Here is an 18,268-nt window from a genome sequence, read left to right as displayed (position 1 = left end):
TGCCAAAAAATTTAGATAAATAAATGGAAATAGAAATTTCCTCATCCATACATCTGATGTATGTGAGTGAAATACAGCAGGAAATGTACGATTCTGCACAGCGTAGAGGGACGGGTATAGCAAAACGTTCCATAGAGTATTTAAGTAAGAAGATTTCAGAAGGCAATGCTGTGGTGGCTACTGAAAATGGGGAGTGGGTAGGTTTCTGCTATATAGAAACTTGGTCGCATGGTCAGTTTGTGGCCAACTCCGGACTGATTGTTTCTCCGAAATTCAGGGAAAGGGGTGCTGCGACTTTAATTAAAAATAAAGTTTTCCAATTATCTAGAGATAAATATCCGAATGCGAAAGTATTTGGGCTTACGACAGGTCTTGCCGTGATGAAAATCAACAGTGATTTAGGCTATAAACCGGTAATTTATTCTGAGCTGACTCAGGATGAAGAATTCTGGAATGGTTGTAAAAACTGTGTGAATTATGATATTTTAATGAAAAAAGAACGAAAAAACTGTCTGTGTACAGCGATGCTTTTCGTTCCAGAGAATATAACAAAAAATGGAGCTGCCCATACGCAGCCGGAAATTAAATATAGCAATGAACAAGAAAGTCATCTTAGCGTTTAGTGGAGGATTGGATACCTCTTACTGTGCCAAATATCTGAGTGAAACACTTGGGTATGAGGTGTATGCAGTTACTGTAAATACCGGAGGTTTTTCTAAAGAAGAAGAAAAAGAACTGGAGAAAAAAGCCTTAAATCTTGGGGTGAAAGAATACAGGTGCGTGGATGCTCAGGAAGATTATTACAATTCTTGCGTGAAGTATTTGATTTTTGGGAATGTCTTAAAAAACAATACCTATCCTTTGTCTGTGAGTGCAGAGCGTACAATTCAGGCACAGGAAATTGCAAAATTTGCGATTGAAGTTGGAGCAGATGCTATTGCTCACGGAAGTACAGGAGCGGGAAACGATCAGGTTCGTTTCGACCTGATTTTCCAGGTGATGTGTCCGAATGTTGAGATCATCACACCGATTCGTGATATGGCTTTATCTCGTGAAGAAGAAATCGAGTTTTTGAAAAGCTACGGTTACGAAATGGAATTCCAAAAAGCACAATATTCTGTGAATAAAGGACTTTGGGGAACTTCTGTTGGTGGTAAGGAAACATTAACTTCAAGAAATTATCTACCTGAAGAAGCTTTCCCTTCTCAAATTAAAGAAACTCAGCCTTCAGATTTGGAAATTGAGTTTAAAAATGGGGAAGTTGTAGCGGTAAACGGAGAGAATTTTGAACATTCAGTTTACGCGATTCAAAAGATTGAAGAATTAGCTTCGGCTTACGGGGTTGGGCGTGATATTCATGTTGGAGATACGATTGTTGGAATTAAAGGAAGAGTAGGGTTTGAAGCAGCTGCGGCGTCTGTGATTATTAAATCGCATCATTTATTGGAAAAACACACGCTTTCAAAATATCAGCAGATGATGAAGTCTCAATTATCCGATTGGTACGGAAACTGGCTTCACGAAGCACTTTTCTTAGATCCTGTGATGAGAAATATTGAGTCTTTCTTGGTAGATTCTCAGAAAACAGTAAGCGGAAAAGTTTTTGTAACCCTTCATCCGTACAGATTTATCTTAAACGGAATTGAATCTGAGCACGATTTGATGTCAGACAAATTCGGAAGTTATGGTGAAGCGAACAGAGCTTGGACGGGTGAAGATGTAAAAGGGTACACGAAAATTGTAAGCAATTCATTAAATATATATCATCAGATTAATTCTGGATTTTAACAGGGAACCCAGAGGGTTCAATAATAATAGCCATAGGTGAAACCTGTGGAAAAAATAAAATGATTGAGATTAATCAAAAAGAAATAAAAACAGCAGGAATCATCGGAGCTAACGGTTATACGGGAAGCGAATTGGTTCGACTGCTGGCTTTTCATCCTTATGTGTCTTTGAGTTTTTTATATAGTCGTTCGAATTCGGGAACAAAAATTTCAGATTTGTACCCGGATTTAGCGACGGTTTGTGAAATGGTCTTGACAGATAAACCTGAAGAGGTAGATATTTTATTTTTGTGTCTTCCTCACAAAGAAAGTCAGAATTGGCTGACTCAAAATCCGGTAAAAGATGAAACGTTAGTGATCGATTTAGGAAACGATTTTCGTTTAGATGGAAATTTTTCAAACAGAAATTTTATCTACGGATTGCCTGAAATCAATAAAAAACAACTTTCAGGAGCGAAAAGTATTGCGAATCCGGGATGTTTTGCAACGGCAATTCAACTGGCTTTGCTTCCTTTAGCTCAAAAAGGTTTGTTGAATGAAGTGTACACAACAGGGATTACGGGTTCAACAGGTGCAGGTCAGTCTTTACAGGCAACGACGCATTTTACCTGGAGGAATGATAATATTTCAGCGTATAAAACTTTGACACATCAACATGTGGATGAGATTTTACAGCAGTTAGTTTCTTTTAATACAAATGAAATCAGTCTGAATTTTGTTCCATGGAGAGGGGATTTTGCGAGAGGAATTTTTACGAGTTCCACAGTGAAAACAGATTTAGAACTTTCAGATATCGAACAATTGTTTAAGGATTTTTATGCAGATGAGCCTTTTGTAAAGATAAGCGAAAAAGCAATTGATCTAAAACAGGTTGTCAACACGAATCGCTGTGTGATTCATATAGAAAAGAGTGGAAATGTTGCGGTTATTCACTCAGCGATTGACAATTTGTTAAAAGGAGCTTCCGGACAGGCTGTTCAAAATATGAATATTGCATTGGGATGGGAAGAGAATTTAGGATTAAACTTAAAGCCGATAGCATTTTAAATGTGAATTAAAAATGTGAATTGTCAATAAGTCAATTGTGAATTTTAAAAGCTCGAATTAAAAACGACTTAGGAAAATGGAGCGTTAAGAAAAATAATTTTGTGAACGTTAAGAAAATTCTACTGTTTGAAGCGCGACACGAAAGTCGAGTCGAAGAACAAATGCTGATTTCGCGCAAGTTTTAGAATTTTTAGAGAACAAAAATATTTTTTAGCGAAAGTTTCCAAGTCTTGAACTTTTGTTTCTTTTGTTTCAAGACAAAAGAAAAATAATAAAAAAACAAAAAATGAATTTATTCAACGTATATCCATTATTCAACATAAATCCGGTAAAAGCTCAAGGATCATTTCTTTGGGACGATAAAGGAGAAAAATACCTTGATTTTTACGGAGGTCACGCTGTGATTTCTATAGGTCACAACCATCCGCATTATCAAACTCAATTAAAAGATCAATTAGAGAAAATATCTTTCTATTCAAACTCGGTTCAGAACGAATTACAAACTGAATTAGCTGAAAAATTAGGGAAGCTTTCAGGTTTGGAAGATTACAACTTGTTTTTATGTAATTCTGGCGCTGAAGCGAATGAAAATGCTTTAAAACTGGCTTCTTTTCATAACGGAAAAAGTAAGGTATTGTATTTTTCAGGTTCATTTCATGGAAGAACTTCAGCAGCGGTTTCGGTGACGGATAATCCCAAAATTGTAGCTCCGGTAAATTATGACGAAAGATTTATTAAATCTGAATGGAATAATATCGAACAGCTTCAAGAAGTTTTCGAAAAACAAGGAAGTGAAATTTCATCTGTAATTATCGAAGGAATTCAGGGGGTTGGCGGAATTATGATTCCAACGGTTGAGTTTTTAACTAAAATCAAAGAATTGTGTGAAAAACATGATGTTGTTTTGATTTTGGATGAAGTTCAGTCAGGATATGGAAGAAGCGGGTATTTCTTTGCCCATCAGGAATTTGGAATTGAAGCCGATATCATTACAACGGCAAAAGGAATGGGGAACGGTTTTCCGATTGGCGGCGTTTTAATTCACCCTAAATTTAAAGCAAGTAACGGTTTATTAGGAACAACGTTCGGAGGAAATCATTTGGCTTGTGTTGCGGCGATTGCTGTATTAGATGTAATGAAAGATGAAAATCTCATCGAAAATGCTCAGGAAATGGGCGCTTATATTGAAAATGAAATTAAAGATTTTCCACATATTAAAACCATCCGAAGGAAAGGTTTGATGATTGGAATTGAACTTTACAGGGATTGCTCAGAAGTGAGAAATAAACTGTTGTACGATCATCATATTTTCACAGGAAACTCTAATGATAAGGCTGTGTTGAGGATTCTTCCGGCACTTAACATTAAAAAAGAAGAAACTGATGTATTTATCAGTGCTTTAAAAACTGTTTTAGAAAATCTTTAAATCAATTCAAAATGAAAAAATTCACCTCTGTAAGTGATGTTGAAAACTTGCAGGAAATTATAAAAAAGGCTTTACAAATTAAAGTAGACCCTCTTTCGGAAACCGGGAAGGGAAAAGGAAAAACCATTGGACTTGTATTTTTAAATTCAAGTTTGAGAACCCGTTTAAGTAGTCAGATTGCAGCGCAGAACTTAGGTTTAAATGTGTTAACTTTAAATGCAGCTCAGGAAGCATGGAATTTGGAGTTTGCAGATGGTGCTGTGATGAACGGCGATACGGTTGAGCATATCAAAGACGCTATTGAAGTATTAAATCAATACTGTGATATCATCGCGGTTCGTTGTTTTGCAGGAATGAAAAGCAAAGAAGATGATGTTAATGAAAGCATTTTAAGCCAGTTCGAGCAACATGCAAAAGTTCCGGTTATTTCTTTAGAATCTGCAACACGTCATCCTTTACAGAGTTTGGCAGATTGCATCACGATTACCGAAAACTGGAAAGAAGAACGTAAGCCGAAAGTGGTTTTAACTTGGGCGCCTCACATCAAGCCTATTGCTCATGCAGTGGGAAATTCTTTTGCAGAATGGATGCAGGAAATGGATGTGGATTTTGTGATCACAAACCCTGAAGGGTATGATTTAGATAAAAACTTCACAAAAAATGTAAAAGTAATCCACGATCAGGATGAAGCACTGAAAGATGCAGATTTTATCTATGTGAAAAACTGGTCGTCTTTTGATGATTATGCGGCAATGCCGGAAGTAAAAGAAAACTGGATGTTGACAAATGAAAAGTTGGAAAATACTAACAATGCAAAAGTAATGCACTGTCTTCCGGTTCGTCGAAATGTGGAATTGAGTGATGAAGTGATGGATGGTGGTAATTCTATTATTTATCAGCAGGCGAAAAACCGAATTTTCTCAGCTCAGGCAGTTTTCTCTGAAATTTTAGAAGAAATTAATTCAAAATAATCAAATCATGCAAGAAAAGCTTTTCGTCATAAAAATAGGAGGTGCTTTGATTGATGATGAAGAATTATTAGAGCAATTTCTGGAGCAGTTTTCTGAAATTCAGGAAAAGAAAATTCTTGTTCATGGTGGTGGGAAATTAGCGACGACTTTAGCGGATAAATTGGGAATTAAGCAAAAGCTGGTGAATGGACGAAGAATCACCGATAAAGATACTTTGGATATTGTAGCAATGGTGTATGCAGGAGGGATCAACAAAAATATTGTGGCAAAGCTTCAGCAAAAGAAGTGTAAAGCTATAGGTTTTTCCGGTGCAGATGCTAATTTAATTAAAGCAACAAAAAGAGAAGATGAGGAGATTGATTTTGGATTTGTAGGAGATATTACGGAGAAAAGTATCAATAAAAAAATCATCTCAAAGCTACTTAAACTTGGGTTGGTTCCAGTATTTTCAGCGATTACTCACGATAAAAAAGGACATCTTTTCAATACCAATGCAGATACGATTGCTTCGGTAATTGCACAGGCATTATCAATAAAATATGATGTGGAATTATTGTATTGCTTTGATAAAGATGGCGTTTTGGAAGATGTGAATAATCCGGAATCTACTATCAAAAATATTTCAGAAGAAGAATTTTCAACCTTAAAAGACGAAGGAAAACTTCACAAAGGAATTCTTCCCAAGTTGGAAAATGCTCTTGGAGCAGTAAAAAATAATGTAAATAAGGTATTCTTAATCAAAGAAACCGAACTAAAAAACCACATAGAAAACCATCATGCAGGAACTGAAATCTGTTTATAGTAAAGAAGAATTGCTAAATAATGCAGTGGAATTGTTGAAAAAACTGATTGAAATTCCGTCATTCAGCAAAGATGAATTTAATACGTCTGTGGAGATTGAAAATTTTTTCAAAAAACATCAGATTCCTACCAAACGTTTTAAAAATAACATCTGGGCAGTAAATAAAAACTTTGATGTTTTCAAACCGTCGATTTTGCTGAATACGCATCATGATACCGTAAAACCGAATAAAGCTTACACGCTGGATCCTTTTTTACCGATTGAAAAAGACGGGAAATTATTCGGATTGGGAAGTAACGATGCAGGAGCTTCTTTGGTTTCGATGGCGCAGGTTTTTTTACATTTTTATGATAAAGAAGATTTACAATATAATTTAGTTATTGCTTTGACGGCAGAGGAGGAGATTTCAGGGTTTGACGGGATCGAAGCTTTATTTCCACAGCTTCCGAATGTGGAGCTTGCTATTGTAGGAGAACCAACGCAGATGAATTTAGCGATTGCGGAAAAAGGACTTTTGGTTATTGATGGAGAAATGAAAGGCACTCCTTCTCACGCTGCTCATCCGAATAATGATAATTCGATTGTGAAATGTATGGAAGATCTCCAGAATATCTTAAACTTCAAATTTCCAAAAGTTTCGGATTATTTAGGTGAGGTTAAAGTTACACTTTCAGGGATTCATGCCGGAGTTCAGCATAATGTCGTTCCGGAATCCTGTGCTTTTACTTTAGATGTAAGAGTTACTGATGAATATTCTAATAAAGAAGCCTTTGAAATCATCCAATCACAGATGAAATCAACTTTAACGGCGAGATCTTTCAGGCTAAATTCATCAAAAATAGAAATGGAACATCCATTTGTACAGGCAGGATTAGAAATAGGCAGGACAACTTACGGTTCACCCACTTCATCCGATCAGGCGATTATTCCTTGTACCTCTGTTAAGCTAGGTCCTGGAGACAGTAGGCGTTCTCATACCGCAGATGAATTTATTTTCATTGAAGAAATTGCGGAGGGAATTGAGATTTACATCAAGATTCTGGAGAAAGTTTTATAAGCTGGAAGTTTGATGATGGAGACTTGTAAACCGACCTAGGAAATGTAGGTGTTAAGAAAATTCTTCTGTTTGAAGCGCGCAATAAATATTGAGATGAAAAACCAATTGCTGAATTCGCGCAAGTTTTAGAATTTTTAGAGAACAGAAATAATTTTTAGCCGGAATTTCCAAGTCTTGAATTTTTGTTTTAAGACAAAAGAAATTTAGAAAAAATAGTTAGTTTTTTACTGTTTTGACCTTACTCAGCAGGCGATGGAGTTTGAATGTTTTTAATAAAGATTTATGCAAGAATTAATGTTAAAAATGAAAGACTTTAAAAATGTGGAAATGTTTAAAGTTGCAGAAATAGAAATGGGTTCTGCTGAGTTGTCAAAATAGATTAAATTTTTAAAGAAAGAATATGAAAAAAATATGGCAGAAAGACGATAATGCCACCAATATATTAGTTAATCAATTTACAGTCGGGAAGGATCTCGACTTTGATGAGCGTTTGGCGAAATACGATGTTAAAGGTTCGATGGCGCACTGTAAAATGTTGGCAGAAGTTGGAATTATTTCCAATGAAGAATCAAAGCAGATGCTATCTGTTTTGGCAGAAATTTTAGAAGATATCGAAAACGGAACTTTTGAAATTGATAAAAATGCGGAAGATATTCATTCGCAGGTGGAATCTATTTTAATTGAAAAATTAGGTGATACAGGAAAGAAAATACATACCGCAAGATCACGTAATGATCAGGTTTTATTAGATATTAAATTATATTTAGTGGATGAAATCCGTGAAATTACCGCATTAACGGATGAATTTTTTCAGATATTGATCAAATTAGCGGAACAACATAAAAATGTTTTGCTTCCGGGATATACCCATTTACAGATTGCAATGCCTTCCTCATTTGGATTGTGGTTTGGAGCATATGCAGAAGCGTTGCTGGATGATGTTGAAATGTTGTTTTCGGTTAAAAATATCATTAATAAAAATCCGCTGGGTTCGGCGGCAGGTTACGGTTCTTCTTTCCCGATTGATCGTGAGAGTACGACGTATAATTTAGGTTTCCAGTCCATGAATTATAATTCAGTATATGCTCAGATGACGCGTGGAAAGTCAGAAAAAATGTTGTCGATGGCAATGGCAACTTTGGCGGGAACGTTGGGTAAATTTTCTTACGATGTTTGTCTGTATTTAAGTCAAAATTTTGATTTTATCAGTTTTCCTAAAGAATTTACAACGGGAAGTAGCATTATGCCTCACAAGAAAAATCCGGATATTTTCGAATTGGTTCGTGCGCGTTGCAACAGAATTCAGTCATTGCCGAATGAGTTTATTTTGTTGACGAACAATCTTCCTTCAGGCTATCACCGAGATATGCAATTGACGAAAGAAATTCTTTTCCCGGCAATTGATTCTTTAAAAGAATGTCTGGAAATTTTAAATTACACGTTACCAAATATTCAGGTGAAAGATGGAATTCTTGAAGATGAAAAATATAAATATCTTTTCAGCGTAGAGAAAATTAATGAAGAAGTGAAAAATGGAAGTTCATTCCGTGATGCTTATATAAAAGTGGGACAGGAGATTGAAAATAATGAGTTTGATTTTGAAATTGGAAATCTGAATCATACCCATCAGGGAAGTATCGGGAATTTGTGTCTGGATAAGATAGAATATCAGTTTAATAAACTGAAAAATAAATTATTGGGTTGATAGTCTTTTTTTAAGGATATTTTTATTTTTTTAATATATATAAAACTGAATTTAGGTGGGGGTCAACATCACTTATCATGATAAAGTTTAGCGATTTGTCCATATAACTTCTGTAGTCTGAGAATTCTTGAGGCTTCTTATCGTCACACATAGATTGATTCATATTTTTTAATTTTATTCCCGATTGAAGTGTAATGAAATAAGTGCCATAAAAGAGATTGCAAGGATCCATTCCTCCGCCATTTATATATAGATTGAAGTCGGGTTTATTTCCGGGAATAAAGGTTTTGTGGGTATTGGCAAAAAAATTGTCTACGTTATAAAAATTAGTTGTAGCTAAAGAAAGTTCTTTATATTTTTCAGAAAAATCGTAGGATATATTATTGTCGCCAATAATTTCTAATAAAGATTGAGAATGAATATTTTTGGAATAATTGAATTTTTGGAGCTTATTATTTTTAAAAGAAATGATAAAATTGCAAGTGTCAATATTACTATTAGAAGAATTTTTTACTTCTGAATAGAATGCGATGTTGTTATTTTTAAGTGATTTAATTAATCTTTTTAATTTTGTTGTGTCCGATTTAGAAAAATAAGTAATATTTTCAAGTTGTTTGATTTCTTTGTTGTTATCAATAAACCAGCTTATATATGAGTCTTTTTCAATAATAAAATTATTAATTATTGTTGAGTACTTATTTATTATTATTGAATCGACTAAAGCTCCGTTATGGTCTAATTTTAAGATTATGTTCTTGTCTTTGTTTGGATGATATTTTTTTTCAATATAAACATATTTGTTATCATATATTAACGGAGAATAAAAGTGAAAATAACCTTGATTATTTATACTATCAGAAGTTATTATTTTATTGACTTTTCTACTTAAATATAGTTCTTCAATAGTTTTATATTGTGTAGTATCAATTATGTGCCCAAGAAGAAACCTGTTTTCTGTTTTACTTGACCATCTATCTTCACGACAGGATGTAAGCAAAGTAATAAGTAAAATTACCCAAATACAAAATTTCATTTTAATCCAAATCAATCTTAAACTTAGTAGATTTTTTTACTTCGTGAAGCACGATAGAACTGTGGTATTGTCCGATATTAGGAATGTTTGAAATCACATTTACGGCGAATTCATTATAAGAATTAATATCCTTTGCAATGATCTTCAACATATAGTCGTATTCGCCGGAAAGACTAATGATTTCTTGAACTTCATCGTGTTTACCAATGTTTTTCTCAAATGTTTCCAAAACTTTCTGAGATTGCTCTTTTAGGCGGACATTGCAATAAACAACGATATTCAGACCCAGTTTTTCACGGTTTAAAAGACCTACATATTTCTCAATAATTCCGTTTTTCTCCAATTGCTTGATTCTTTCATAGGTTGGAGTAAAGGTAAGACCAATCTTTTCTGAAATTTCTTTTACAGATAAAGTGGAGTCTTCCTGAATTATGCTGAGAATCATTCTGTCTTTTAAATCCATATAATAATGTTGAGTTGTAACAAAAATAATATTTAAAAATGAAAATAACGAGAGATTAAGATTTTTTAATCTAAATCAAACTTTAGTTTTGTCAGTTTGTAAAATTGTTGTATCTTTGCACCTAATGAATAACACAGTATTTATATCATTAGAATTACCGGGCGTAGACGCCCTTTACGATATTTATTTATAGTAAGCGAAGATATTTTCTTCGCTTTTTTTTTGTAAAAAATTAAGATATTATGTTTACAATTACAGAACTAAGCACCGAGAGAATCAACAGTATAGTAACAGAAGCCTTGGCTTTTGCGAATGGGAAAACTGCTAAAATTGAAGGGGAAGTTTTTTGCTCAAATCTTTTCTTTGAAGACAGTACAAGAACGAAAACAAGTTTTGATATTGCCGAGAGAAAATTAGGATTACAGGTAGTTCCTTTTGACGCTTCTCACAGTTCGGTAAACAAAGGTGAAAGCCTTTACGATACGGTAAGAACGCTTGAAAGTCTTGGAGTGAATCTTGTTGTAATCAGAGATAAAAAAGACAGATATTTTGATGAATTGGAGCAGATTAAAATTCCTGTAATCAACGGAGGAGACGGAACGGGAAACCATCCTTCTCAATGTATGCTAGATTTGATGACGATTTATCAGGAATTCGGAAAATTTGAAGGCTTAAAAGTAGGAATTGTAGGAGATGTAAAACACAGCCGAGTTGCCAATTCAAATGCAGAAGCATTAAGAAGATTAGGTGCAAAAGTATATTTCTCAGGACCTGAAGACTGGTTTGATGAAGGAGCATTAATCAACGGAACCTATTTAAGTGTTGATGAATTAATTGCAGAAGTTGATGTGTTAATGTTGCTAAGAATCCAACACGAAAGACACGATGCAAAAATGAGTTTCTCAGCTTCAGATTACCACAGGAAATATGGTTTGACGAAAGAAAGAGAAAAAGCAATGAAAAAAGAAGCGATCATCATGCACCCAGCTCCTATCAACAGAGGAGTTGAAATTGATACAGACTTAGTTGAATGTGAACGTTCAAGAGTATTCAAGCAAATGCAGAACGGTGTTTTCGCAAGAATGGCAATCTTGAAAGAGGCCTTAGAGAAAGAAGGGTATACTTTTAAGTAAGAGAAAAGTAAAAAGAGCCAAGTTAAAAGTAAAGTGCCCACAAAATTCCCCTCCTCTGGAGGGGTGGCAAAAATTCAAAGAATTTTTGACGGGGTGGTTCAAAAAGAAAGATCATCAATAGTAAGGATGATTAAAAGAATAAAATAGAAAGTAAAAGAAAATCTAAATAAAAAAATGAAGAAAAAGTTAATACTGGAGTCCGGTGAAGTGTTTCATGGAGAAGGTTTCGGAACAGAATTGGAAACTGCAGGAGAAGTAGTTTTCAATACCGGAATGACAGGGTATCAAGAACTGATTTCTGACCCGTCTTATTGCGGTCAGATTGTGTGTATGACCTATCCATTAATCGGGAACTATGGGATTAATAGAGATGATTATGAGAGTATTGAGCCGGCTATCAAAGGTCTTATTGTAAAAGAGCTTTGTGATTTGCCTTCAAATTTCCGTACTCAGATTACTTTAGATGAATTATTTAAAAGGAAAAACCTTTCAGGAATTTCAGGAATCGATACAAGAAGACTGACAAGAATTCTTCGTAACTACGGAGTGGTGAAAGGGAAAATTGTAAACGCTGATGCTGACGAAAGTACAGTAGTTGCAGAATTAAAATCAACAAACTTTCCTACCAATCAGGTGGAGCAGGTTTCTACAAAAACTCCTTATGCAAATCCGGGAAGAGGTTTGAAAGTAGTATTGGTAGACTTTGGTTCTAAGTTGGGAATTATCAGAGAATTGTCTCAGAGAAACTGTGATATTACGGTAGTTTCTCAGGATGTAACGGCAGAAGAAATTTTGTTGATGAATCCGGACGGAGTCATGTTGTCAAACGGTCCTGGAGATCCTGAAGATAACCAACACGCGCTGGAAATGATCAGAGGAATTCTAGGAAAAGTTCCAATTTTCGGAATCTGTTTAGGACACCAATTGATCGGTTTGGCTTGTGGAGCTAAAACTTTCAAATTAAAATTCGGACACAGAGGAGGAAACCATCCGGTGTTGGATTTAGAGAAAAATAAAGTGGCAATTACTTCTCAAAACCACGGTTATGCAGTTGACCAAGAGAGTTTAAAGGGAACAGATTTAATTGAAACGCACATCGCATTGAACGACAGAACAAACGAAGGTTTGAAACACAAAATTCACCCTTGTTTCTCAGTTCAGTATCACCCGGAAGCAAGTCCAGGTCCAGAAGATGCAAACTACTTATTTGATGAGTTCATTGAATTAATGGAAAACTTCAAAAAGTAAGACATGTAATTGTCATTCTGACGAAAGAAGAATCTCAGAAATTAAGAATGACAATGTGTAAAAATTAAATCTAAATAAAAACAGTGCTAAAAGTCAACATTTAAACTTCTAGCATCTAACATCTAACTTAGAAATGGCAAAACGTACAGATATAAAAACAATTTTAGTAATCGGTTCAGGACCTATCATCATTGGTCAGGCGGCGGAATTTGATTACGCAGGAACGCAGGCTTGTTTGTCTTTGAGAGAAGAAGGCTACAAGGTAATTTTGATCAACTCAAATCCTGCAACGATTATGACGGATGTTGAAATCGCAGATAAAGTATACATCGAGCCGATTTCATTACAGTTTGTAAGTCATATTATCAGAAAAGAGCGTCCGGATGCGCTTTTACCAACTTTGGGAGGACAGACTGGCCTGAATATGGCAGTAGAATTGGAAAAATCAGGAATTCTTGAAGAATGTAAAGTTGAAGTATTGGGAACAAAACTTTCAGCAATCAACAGAGCGGAAGACAGAGATTTGTTCCGTGAACTGATGAGAGAATTAAACGAGCCAGTTCCAGAATCAGATATCGTAAATACCGTTGAAGGAGCATTAAATTTTGCTAACGAAATCGGGTATCCTGTAATTGTTCGTCCTGCCTTCACAATGGGAGGAACAGGTGGTGGAATTGCTTCCACAGAGGCTGAATTGAAAGAAATTGCTGAATTAGGACTAAAACATAGTCCTGTTACGCAATGTTTGATCGAAAGATCAATTGCAGGTTTCAAAGAAATTGAATACGAAGTAATGCGTGATGCAAACGACAACGCGATTGTGGTTTGTAACATGGAAAATATCGATCCGGTTGGAGTTCACACAGGAGATTCAATCGTTGTTGCGCCTTCTCAAACGCTTTCAGACAGAGAGTATCAGTTATTGAGAAACGCTTCATTAAAAATCATCAGAGCATTAGGAATCGAAGGGGGATGTAACGTACAGTTAGCGTTAGATCCACACTCATTCAACTATTATATCATCGAGGTAAACCCAAGAGTTTCCCGTTCATCAGCTTTAGCATCAAAAGCAACAGGATATCCGATTGCTAAAATCGCTGCTAAAATTGCGGTAGGATTAACACTTGATGAAATCATGAACCCAGTTACTGGAAAGACTTACGCTTGTTTCGAACCAGCTTTGGACTATGTGGTAACTAAATTCCCAAGATTCCCATTCGATAAGTTCGAAACAGCGGACAGAAGATTATCAACTCAGATGAAAGCAACGGGTGAAGTAATGGCGATTGGAAGAAATTTTGAAGAGTCTTTACAAAAAGCAATCCGTTCTCTTGAAACTGGGATTAAACATATCGGTTTAAAAACTAAGCAGGCTGCAGCTTTAACGGCAGAAGAAATCGAAAGAAGAATCAGAGTTTGTGATGACGAAAGATTGTTCATCATTGGAGATGCTTTAAGAAGAGGGTACGACTGGGAACAAATCGTAGAGTGGAGCAAAATCGATAAATTCTTCATCTGGAAAATCAAGAAATTAATTGACTTCGAAAAAGTTATCGCTGAAAACAAATTTAACAAAGAAATTGTTTTAGAAGCTAAAAAACTAGGTTTCGCAGATGTAAACATCGCAGTTCTTTGGGATGTGACTGAGCGTGAAGTTTTCAATTTCAGAAAAGAAAATGGAGTAATGCCGGTATACAAAATGGTAGATACTTGTGCTGCTGAATTCGAATCTGAAACCCCTTATTTCTACGGAACGTATGAAGAAGAAAACGAAAGTGTTGCTTCTGATAAAGAAAAAATCATCGTTCTAGGTTCTGGACCAATCAGAATCGGACAGGGAGTTGAGTTTGATTACGCAACAGTTCACTCAGTTTGGGCAATCAAAGAGATGGGGTACGAAGCGATTATCATCAACAACAACCCTGAAACAGTTTCTACAGACTTCTCAATTTCAGATAAATTATACTTCGAGCCTCTAACAGAAGAAGATGTGATGAACATCATCGAATTGGAAAAACCAAAAGGTGTTGTAGTACAGTTCGGAGGACAGACTGCAATCAATTTGGCAGATAAATTAGCTTCTCACGGAGTTCAGATTTTAGGAACTTCTTTGGAAGATCTAGACAGAGCTGAAAACAGAGATAAGTTTGAAAAAGCCCTTCAGGAAATGGGAATTCCTCAGCCTTTAGGAAAAACTTCAACTTCGAAAGAAGAAGCCATAAAAATCGCTAACGAAATCGGTTATCCTGTATTGGTTCGCCCAAGTTATGTTTTGGGAGGTAGAGCAATGGAAATTGTATACTCAGAAAGCGAATTGGCTCACTATATGGAATTTGCAGTAGATGCAAGTCCGGAACATCCGGTTTTGGTCGACAGATACATGGTTGGAAAAGAAATAGAAGTTGATGCGATCTGCGACGGTGAAACGGTAATCATTCCTGGAATTATGGAGCACATCGAAAGAGCGGGAGTTCACTCCGGAGACTCAATTGCAGTGTATCCTCCACAGAATATTTCACAAAGTGAAGTTGAGACTTTGGTAGATTATACTCAAAGATTAGCTAAAGGATTGAATGTGATTGGATTAATGAATATTCAATATGTACTTTTCGAAGGAAATGTATATGTAATCGAGGTAAATCCACGTTCATCGAGAACAGTTCCTTTCTTGTCTAAAATCACGGATGTTCCAATGGCAAATTTGGCTACAAAAGCAATTTTAGGTCAAAAACTGACAGATTTAGGATACAAAAACGGATTGGTTCCAAATAAAGAAGGTGTTTTCGTAAAAGTTCCTGTGTTCTCTTTCTCTAAATTAACGAAAGTTGACATCTCTTTAGGCCCAGAAATGAAGTCTACAGGAGAGGTTATGGGTAAAGACACAACGCTAGAAAAAGCACTTTACAAAGGATTGGTTGCAGCAGGAAGAAAAGTTCCGATGCACGGATCGATCTTGTTCACAGTAGCAGATAAACACAAGCAGGAAGCAGCTGATTTAGCATCAAGATTCCATGAAGTTGGTTTCAGAATCTGGGCTACAGAAGGAACTGCAAAATTCTTCGAAGAAAAAGGAATTCCTTGCAAAATAGGATACAAAATAGGAGAGGAAGATGTAAATCTGATCGACTTGATCCAGAAAGGAAAAGTTCAGTACGTTGTCAACACGACTACCAAAGGAAAACAGGCTGAAAGAGACGGTTTCCAGATCAGAAGAATGAGTGTTGAAAACGGTGTTCCTTGTTTAACATCAATGGATACGGTTGAAGCGATCCTGAAAGTGATTGAAAGCATGAGTTTTAAGATGGAAACGATGTAGTTTTCGGATTAAAATATTTAAACCTCGTAAGTTTTCTTGCGAGGTTTTTTGTAGGTTTATGTAAATAAAGAATAAATTAAATTTTGTATTTTTTTCAAAATAAATATATGCATAGTTTTAAAGATTTAGCATTCAAGAGTGCCAATTTTTCATTAGAAATGATGAAACATGCAGAATCTAAAATAATTGAAGATTTACAAACAAATGGATCAACCGTTGCTGTAAAAAATCTTCAAATGATACAAGTAAATAAAGTAATTATCTCAATTGGAATCTTTTCTTTATTTGAATCCATGCTTCAAGAGGGATTACAATGCCAAAATGGCTTTGAAGAAGCAAAAAAGATTCTCATTAATTTAGGTAAAAATGATCTTTATGACTTATTTGTAGATTTCAACTGTGCAATAAATGTACTTAAACACGGAAAAGGAAGAAGTTATGATTTATTAGTTAATAAATATAGTTCATTACCTTTTAGAATTAAATTACCAAATGAAGATTTTTTCAACGAAGGTGATGTTTCAGAAGTTGCAACTTTAATTGAAGTCGATGATAAGTTTGTTTTGAACTGTGTTAAAATAATAGAGGATGTTTCAAATGAAATTAGAACTATAATCCCTGATTTTTACTATTAAATAGTATCATACTTTTTAGGATTTTGAGAAGTATGAAATACCCTTGCTATAACAATGATTTTAGCATCTTTATTAATTGTATAAAATATCAGAAAGGGGTACTTTTTCATTAACTTTCCATGAAAATCTTCAAACCAAATTTTAAAATATGGGTTCTTAGAAATGGTATTTAAATTAGATTTAAAATCTTTGAAAAAATTATCGGCTACTTTTTTAGTGACTTTAGTTTTATAGTAAAGATAGGAGTATTCAACATCTGCTTTTGCTTCATCAGAAATGATAATCTTAAATGCCATATTTTGAACTCATTTCGTTAAGAAAAGCATCAATTTCTGTGTGTTGTTTGTAGGATCTTTTTTTTATTTGACGAAGACTTTCTTTTTGTTCTTCAGAAAGTTTAAAATCAGTATTTTCCTCTTCTAAAATCCCCTCAATATAACCTAAGATTCTCTCCAAAATATTTTCTGGAGCGTCTTTAAGAATTTTGTTGATGTTTTTTAGTGTAGCAGATTCCATCTTTTTCGTTTTAAACAAATTTATAAATATCTTTTGACTTAAGTAAAATTAAAATGATTTATATTACCCCAAACTCCTATCCAAATGCACATAACCACCATCCACATGAATCAATTGTCCCGTTGTATGTGAAGATTTTTCCGATAATAAAAACGCAACCATATTCGCAATTTCTTCCGAAGTCGTCATTCGTTTTTCCAAAGGAATTTTTGAGGTAATCGTTTTCAGTTTTTCTTCCGGATTTTCAAAAGTAGAAATCCAAGATTGATAAAGGGGAGTCCAAGCTTCTGCAACAATCACAGCATTCACACGAATATTGTAAGGTAAAAGTTCCACCGCCCATTCTCTTGTTAAAGCGTTTCTTGCACCGTTTGCCGCGGCATAACCTGAAGTTCCGCCTTGTCCGGTTTCGGCAGTTTTACTTCCGATATTTACAATCGAACCTTTGCTTTCTTTCAAGTAGGGAAGTGCATGATGCACCAAAAGATAATAATGCACAACATTCTTGTGATAAGATGCCATAAATCCTTCATACGAACCGTTTTCCAAACCAACTCCGTCATTGACTCCTGCATTATTGACGATTCCATTAACTTTCCCATATTTTTTTACGACTTCATCAATTGCCTTTTTACATTCTTCGGGTTGAGAAAGTCCGGCAGTCACAAAATCCGCCCTTCCACCATTATTAATGATTTCATGAACTGCTTTTTTATTGTCTTCTTCGTTTCTCCCAATGATGATTGGGAATGCTTTTTCTTCGGCTAAAATTTTAGCAATACCGTTTCCGATACCTTTTGCACCACCACTTACGATGATTATTTTATTATCTAAATTTAAATTCATGTTTTTGTTTTTAAACGCAAAGAGCGCAAAGTTTTTTTATATTGTTTTGCATATTTTCCGCTCGCAAAAGCGTAAATGTTCTAGTCATGATATTCTCACAATAAAAATCTTTGATTTTTTTAACTTATGTGTTCTAAATATTCTCAAAGTTTTTTAACTTAAATTTAATGTGACTCATATGTCAAAATCTTTTGTGACTTTTGTGGTTAATTATAAGTTTTAATTCTTAAAGTTCTTAATTAAAATAAACAGAGTTTATTCTTTTTTACCATTAAGAAAGTTT

17 protein-coding genes are annotated in these 18,268 nt (G+C 34.9%); 12 read left to right on the top strand and 5 right to left on the bottom strand.

Annotated elements, in window-relative coordinates:
• The first annotated feature begins 23 nt into the window (after window positions 1-23).
• The 8 genes from RM51_RS04975 (at window position 24) to argH (ending at window position 8,795) form a co-directional block, all read left to right on the top strand.
• Window positions 24-623, top strand: a complete 600-nt coding sequence (locus RM51_RS04975) for a GNAT family N-acetyltransferase (protein ID WP_228375777.1) — start codon at window positions 24-26, stop codon at window positions 621-623.
• On the top strand, window positions 595-1,788 hold the full coding sequence (gene argG / locus RM51_RS04970; protein ID WP_039365747.1) for an argininosuccinate synthase: 1,194 nt from the start codon (window positions 595-597) through the stop codon (window positions 1,786-1,788). The genes RM51_RS04975 and argG overlap by 29 nt, the downstream gene beginning before the upstream one ends.
• Before the next feature lie 59 nt (window positions 1,789-1,847).
• Window positions 1,848-2,834 (top strand): N-acetyl-gamma-glutamyl-phosphate reductase, encoded by a 987-nt coding sequence (gene argC / locus RM51_RS04965; RefSeq protein ID WP_039365745.1) that lies wholly within the window; start codon window positions 1,848-1,850, stop codon window positions 2,832-2,834.
• Between the two features lie 286 nt (window positions 2,835-3,120).
• Window positions 3,121-4,260 carry an aspartate aminotransferase family protein gene (locus tag RM51_RS04960; RefSeq protein ID WP_039366457.1) on the top strand — a complete coding sequence of 380 codons (1,140 nt, stop codon included), beginning with the start codon at window positions 3,121-3,123 and terminating at the stop codon, window positions 4,258-4,260.
• A gap of 11 nt (window positions 4,261-4,271) precedes the next feature.
• Complete coding sequence (locus RM51_RS04955; RefSeq protein WP_039365743.1) at window positions 4,272-5,231, top strand: N-acetylornithine carbamoyltransferase; 960 nt, start codon at window positions 4,272-4,274, stop codon at window positions 5,229-5,231.
• 7 nt (window positions 5,232-5,238) lie between these two features.
• Window positions 5,239-6,033, top strand: a complete 795-nt coding sequence (argB, locus tag RM51_RS04950) for an acetylglutamate kinase (RefSeq protein WP_039365741.1) — start codon at window positions 5,239-5,241, stop codon at window positions 6,031-6,033.
• Window positions 6,008-7,090, top strand: a complete 1,083-nt coding sequence (locus RM51_RS04945; protein WP_039365739.1) for a M20 family metallo-hydrolase — start codon at window positions 6,008-6,010, stop codon at window positions 7,088-7,090. Before argB ends, RM51_RS04945 begins: the two co-directional genes overlap by 26 nt.
• A 400-nt stretch (window positions 7,091-7,490) precedes the next feature.
• Window positions 7,491-8,795: an argininosuccinate lyase gene (argH, locus tag RM51_RS04940; protein ID WP_052248405.1), complete on the top strand. Its 1,305-nt coding sequence runs from the start codon at window positions 7,491-7,493 to the stop codon at window positions 8,793-8,795.
• A gap of 22 nt (window positions 8,796-8,817) precedes the next feature.
• Here argH and RM51_RS04935 read toward each other — a convergent pair whose 3' ends face one another.
• Both RM51_RS04935 and RM51_RS04930 read right to left on the bottom strand, forming a co-directional pair.
• A complete protein-coding gene (locus tag RM51_RS04935; protein WP_039365737.1) occupies window positions 8,818-9,828 on the bottom strand; it encodes a hypothetical protein in 1,011 nt (336 codons plus the stop codon).
• Between the two features lies 1 nt (window position 9,829).
• The gene (locus tag RM51_RS04930; RefSeq protein WP_039365735.1) at window positions 9,830-10,291 is read right to left on the bottom strand and encodes an Lrp/AsnC family transcriptional regulator; all 462 of its coding nucleotides are present in this window, start codon (window positions 10,289-10,291) and stop codon (window positions 9,830-9,832) included.
• Window positions 10,292-10,533: 242 nt separating this feature from the next.
• Between RM51_RS04930 and RM51_RS04925 the strand changes: the two genes are divergently transcribed.
• The 4 genes from RM51_RS04925 to RM51_RS04910 all read left to right on the top strand — a co-directional run bounded on the left by RM51_RS04925 (window position 10,534) and on the right by RM51_RS04910 (window position 16,623).
• Window positions 10,534-11,424 (top strand): aspartate carbamoyltransferase catalytic subunit, encoded by an 891-nt coding sequence (locus RM51_RS04925; RefSeq protein WP_039365733.1) that lies wholly within the window; start codon window positions 10,534-10,536, stop codon window positions 11,422-11,424.
• A gap of 174 nt (window positions 11,425-11,598) precedes the next feature.
• Window positions 11,599-12,672 (top strand): carbamoyl phosphate synthase small subunit, encoded by a 1,074-nt coding sequence (locus tag RM51_RS04920; RefSeq protein WP_039365731.1) that lies wholly within the window; start codon window positions 11,599-11,601, stop codon window positions 12,670-12,672.
• A 133-nt stretch (window positions 12,673-12,805) separates the two neighbouring features.
• Window positions 12,806-15,988: a carbamoyl-phosphate synthase large subunit gene (gene carB / locus RM51_RS04915; protein WP_039365729.1), complete on the top strand. Its 3,183-nt coding sequence runs from the start codon at window positions 12,806-12,808 to the stop codon at window positions 15,986-15,988.
• Window positions 15,989-16,095: 107 nt separating this feature from the next.
• Window positions 16,096-16,623, top strand: coding sequence for a hypothetical protein (locus RM51_RS04910; RefSeq protein ID WP_039365727.1), 528 nt, complete (start codon window positions 16,096-16,098; stop codon window positions 16,621-16,623).
• On the opposite strand, the gene RM51_RS04905 is transcribed toward RM51_RS04910, so the two are convergent.
• The 3 genes from RM51_RS04905 to RM51_RS04895 form a co-directional block, all read right to left on the bottom strand.
• Window positions 16,620-16,919 carry a type II toxin-antitoxin system RelE/ParE family toxin gene (locus tag RM51_RS04905; RefSeq protein ID WP_039365725.1) on the bottom strand — a complete coding sequence of 100 codons (300 nt, stop codon included), beginning with the start codon at window positions 16,917-16,919 and terminating at the stop codon, window positions 16,620-16,622. The genes RM51_RS04910 and RM51_RS04905 overlap by 4 nt on opposite strands.
• Window positions 16,909-17,139 carry a hypothetical protein gene (locus RM51_RS04900; RefSeq protein ID WP_039365723.1) on the bottom strand — a complete coding sequence of 77 codons (231 nt, stop codon included), beginning with the start codon at window positions 17,137-17,139 and terminating at the stop codon, window positions 16,909-16,911. The genes RM51_RS04905 and RM51_RS04900 overlap by 11 nt, the downstream gene beginning before the upstream one ends.
• A gap of 63 nt (window positions 17,140-17,202) precedes the next feature.
• Window positions 17,203-17,985, bottom strand: a complete 783-nt coding sequence (locus RM51_RS04895) for an L-fucose dehydrogenase (RefSeq protein WP_039365721.1) — start codon at window positions 17,983-17,985, stop codon at window positions 17,203-17,205.
• Window positions 17,986-18,268: the final 283 nt, after the last annotated feature.

Source organism: Chryseobacterium taiwanense (genome assembly GCF_000813825.1).
GTDB classification, from domain to species: domain Bacteria; phylum Bacteroidota; class Bacteroidia; order Flavobacteriales; family Weeksellaceae; genus Chryseobacterium; species Chryseobacterium taiwanense.
Note: the sequence above shows the minus strand (reverse complement) of the source record. Positions and strands in the feature narration are given on the sequence as shown.

Bases quoted from the DNA above. Each gene is read 5' to 3' on its own strand.
- RM51_RS04975 (WP_228375777.1), top strand. From the start codon at position 24: ATGGAAATAGAAATTTCCTCATCCATACATCTGATGTATGTGAGTGAA.
- argG (WP_039365747.1), top strand. From the start codon at position 595: ATGAACAAGAAAGTCATCTTAGCGTTTAGTGGAGGATTGGATACCTCT.
- argC (WP_039365745.1), top strand. From the start codon at position 1,848: ATGATTGAGATTAATCAAAAAGAAATAAAAACAGCAGGAATCATCGGA.
- RM51_RS04960 (WP_039366457.1), top strand. From the start codon at position 3,121: ATGAATTTATTCAACGTATATCCATTATTCAACATAAATCCGGTAAAA.
- RM51_RS04955 (WP_039365743.1), top strand. From the start codon at position 4,272: ATGAAAAAATTCACCTCTGTAAGTGATGTTGAAAACTTGCAGGAAATT.
- argB (WP_039365741.1), top strand. From the start codon at position 5,239: ATGCAAGAAAAGCTTTTCGTCATAAAAATAGGAGGTGCTTTGATTGAT.
- RM51_RS04945 (WP_039365739.1), top strand. From the start codon at position 6,008: ATGCAGGAACTGAAATCTGTTTATAGTAAAGAAGAATTGCTAAATAAT.
- argH (WP_052248405.1), top strand. From the start codon at position 7,491: ATGAAAAAAATATGGCAGAAAGACGATAATGCCACCAATATATTAGTT.
- RM51_RS04935 (WP_039365737.1), bottom strand. From the start codon at position 9,828: ATGAAATTTTGTATTTGGGTAATTTTACTTATTACTTTGCTTACATCC.
- RM51_RS04930 (WP_039365735.1), bottom strand. From the start codon at position 10,291: ATGGATTTAAAAGACAGAATGATTCTCAGCATAATTCAGGAAGACTCC.
- RM51_RS04925 (WP_039365733.1), top strand. From the start codon at position 10,534: ATGTTTACAATTACAGAACTAAGCACCGAGAGAATCAACAGTATAGTA.
- RM51_RS04920 (WP_039365731.1), top strand. From the start codon at position 11,599: ATGAAGAAAAAGTTAATACTGGAGTCCGGTGAAGTGTTTCATGGAGAA.
- carB (WP_039365729.1), top strand. From the start codon at position 12,806: ATGGCAAAACGTACAGATATAAAAACAATTTTAGTAATCGGTTCAGGA.
- RM51_RS04910 (WP_039365727.1), top strand. From the start codon at position 16,096: ATGCATAGTTTTAAAGATTTAGCATTCAAGAGTGCCAATTTTTCATTA.
- RM51_RS04905 (WP_039365725.1), bottom strand. From the start codon at position 16,919: ATGGCATTTAAGATTATCATTTCTGATGAAGCAAAAGCAGATGTTGAA.
- RM51_RS04900 (WP_039365723.1), bottom strand. From the start codon at position 17,139: ATGGAATCTGCTACACTAAAAAACATCAACAAAATTCTTAAAGACGCT.
- RM51_RS04895 (WP_039365721.1), bottom strand. From the start codon at position 17,985: ATGAATTTAAATTTAGATAATAAAATAATCATCGTAAGTGGTGGTGCA.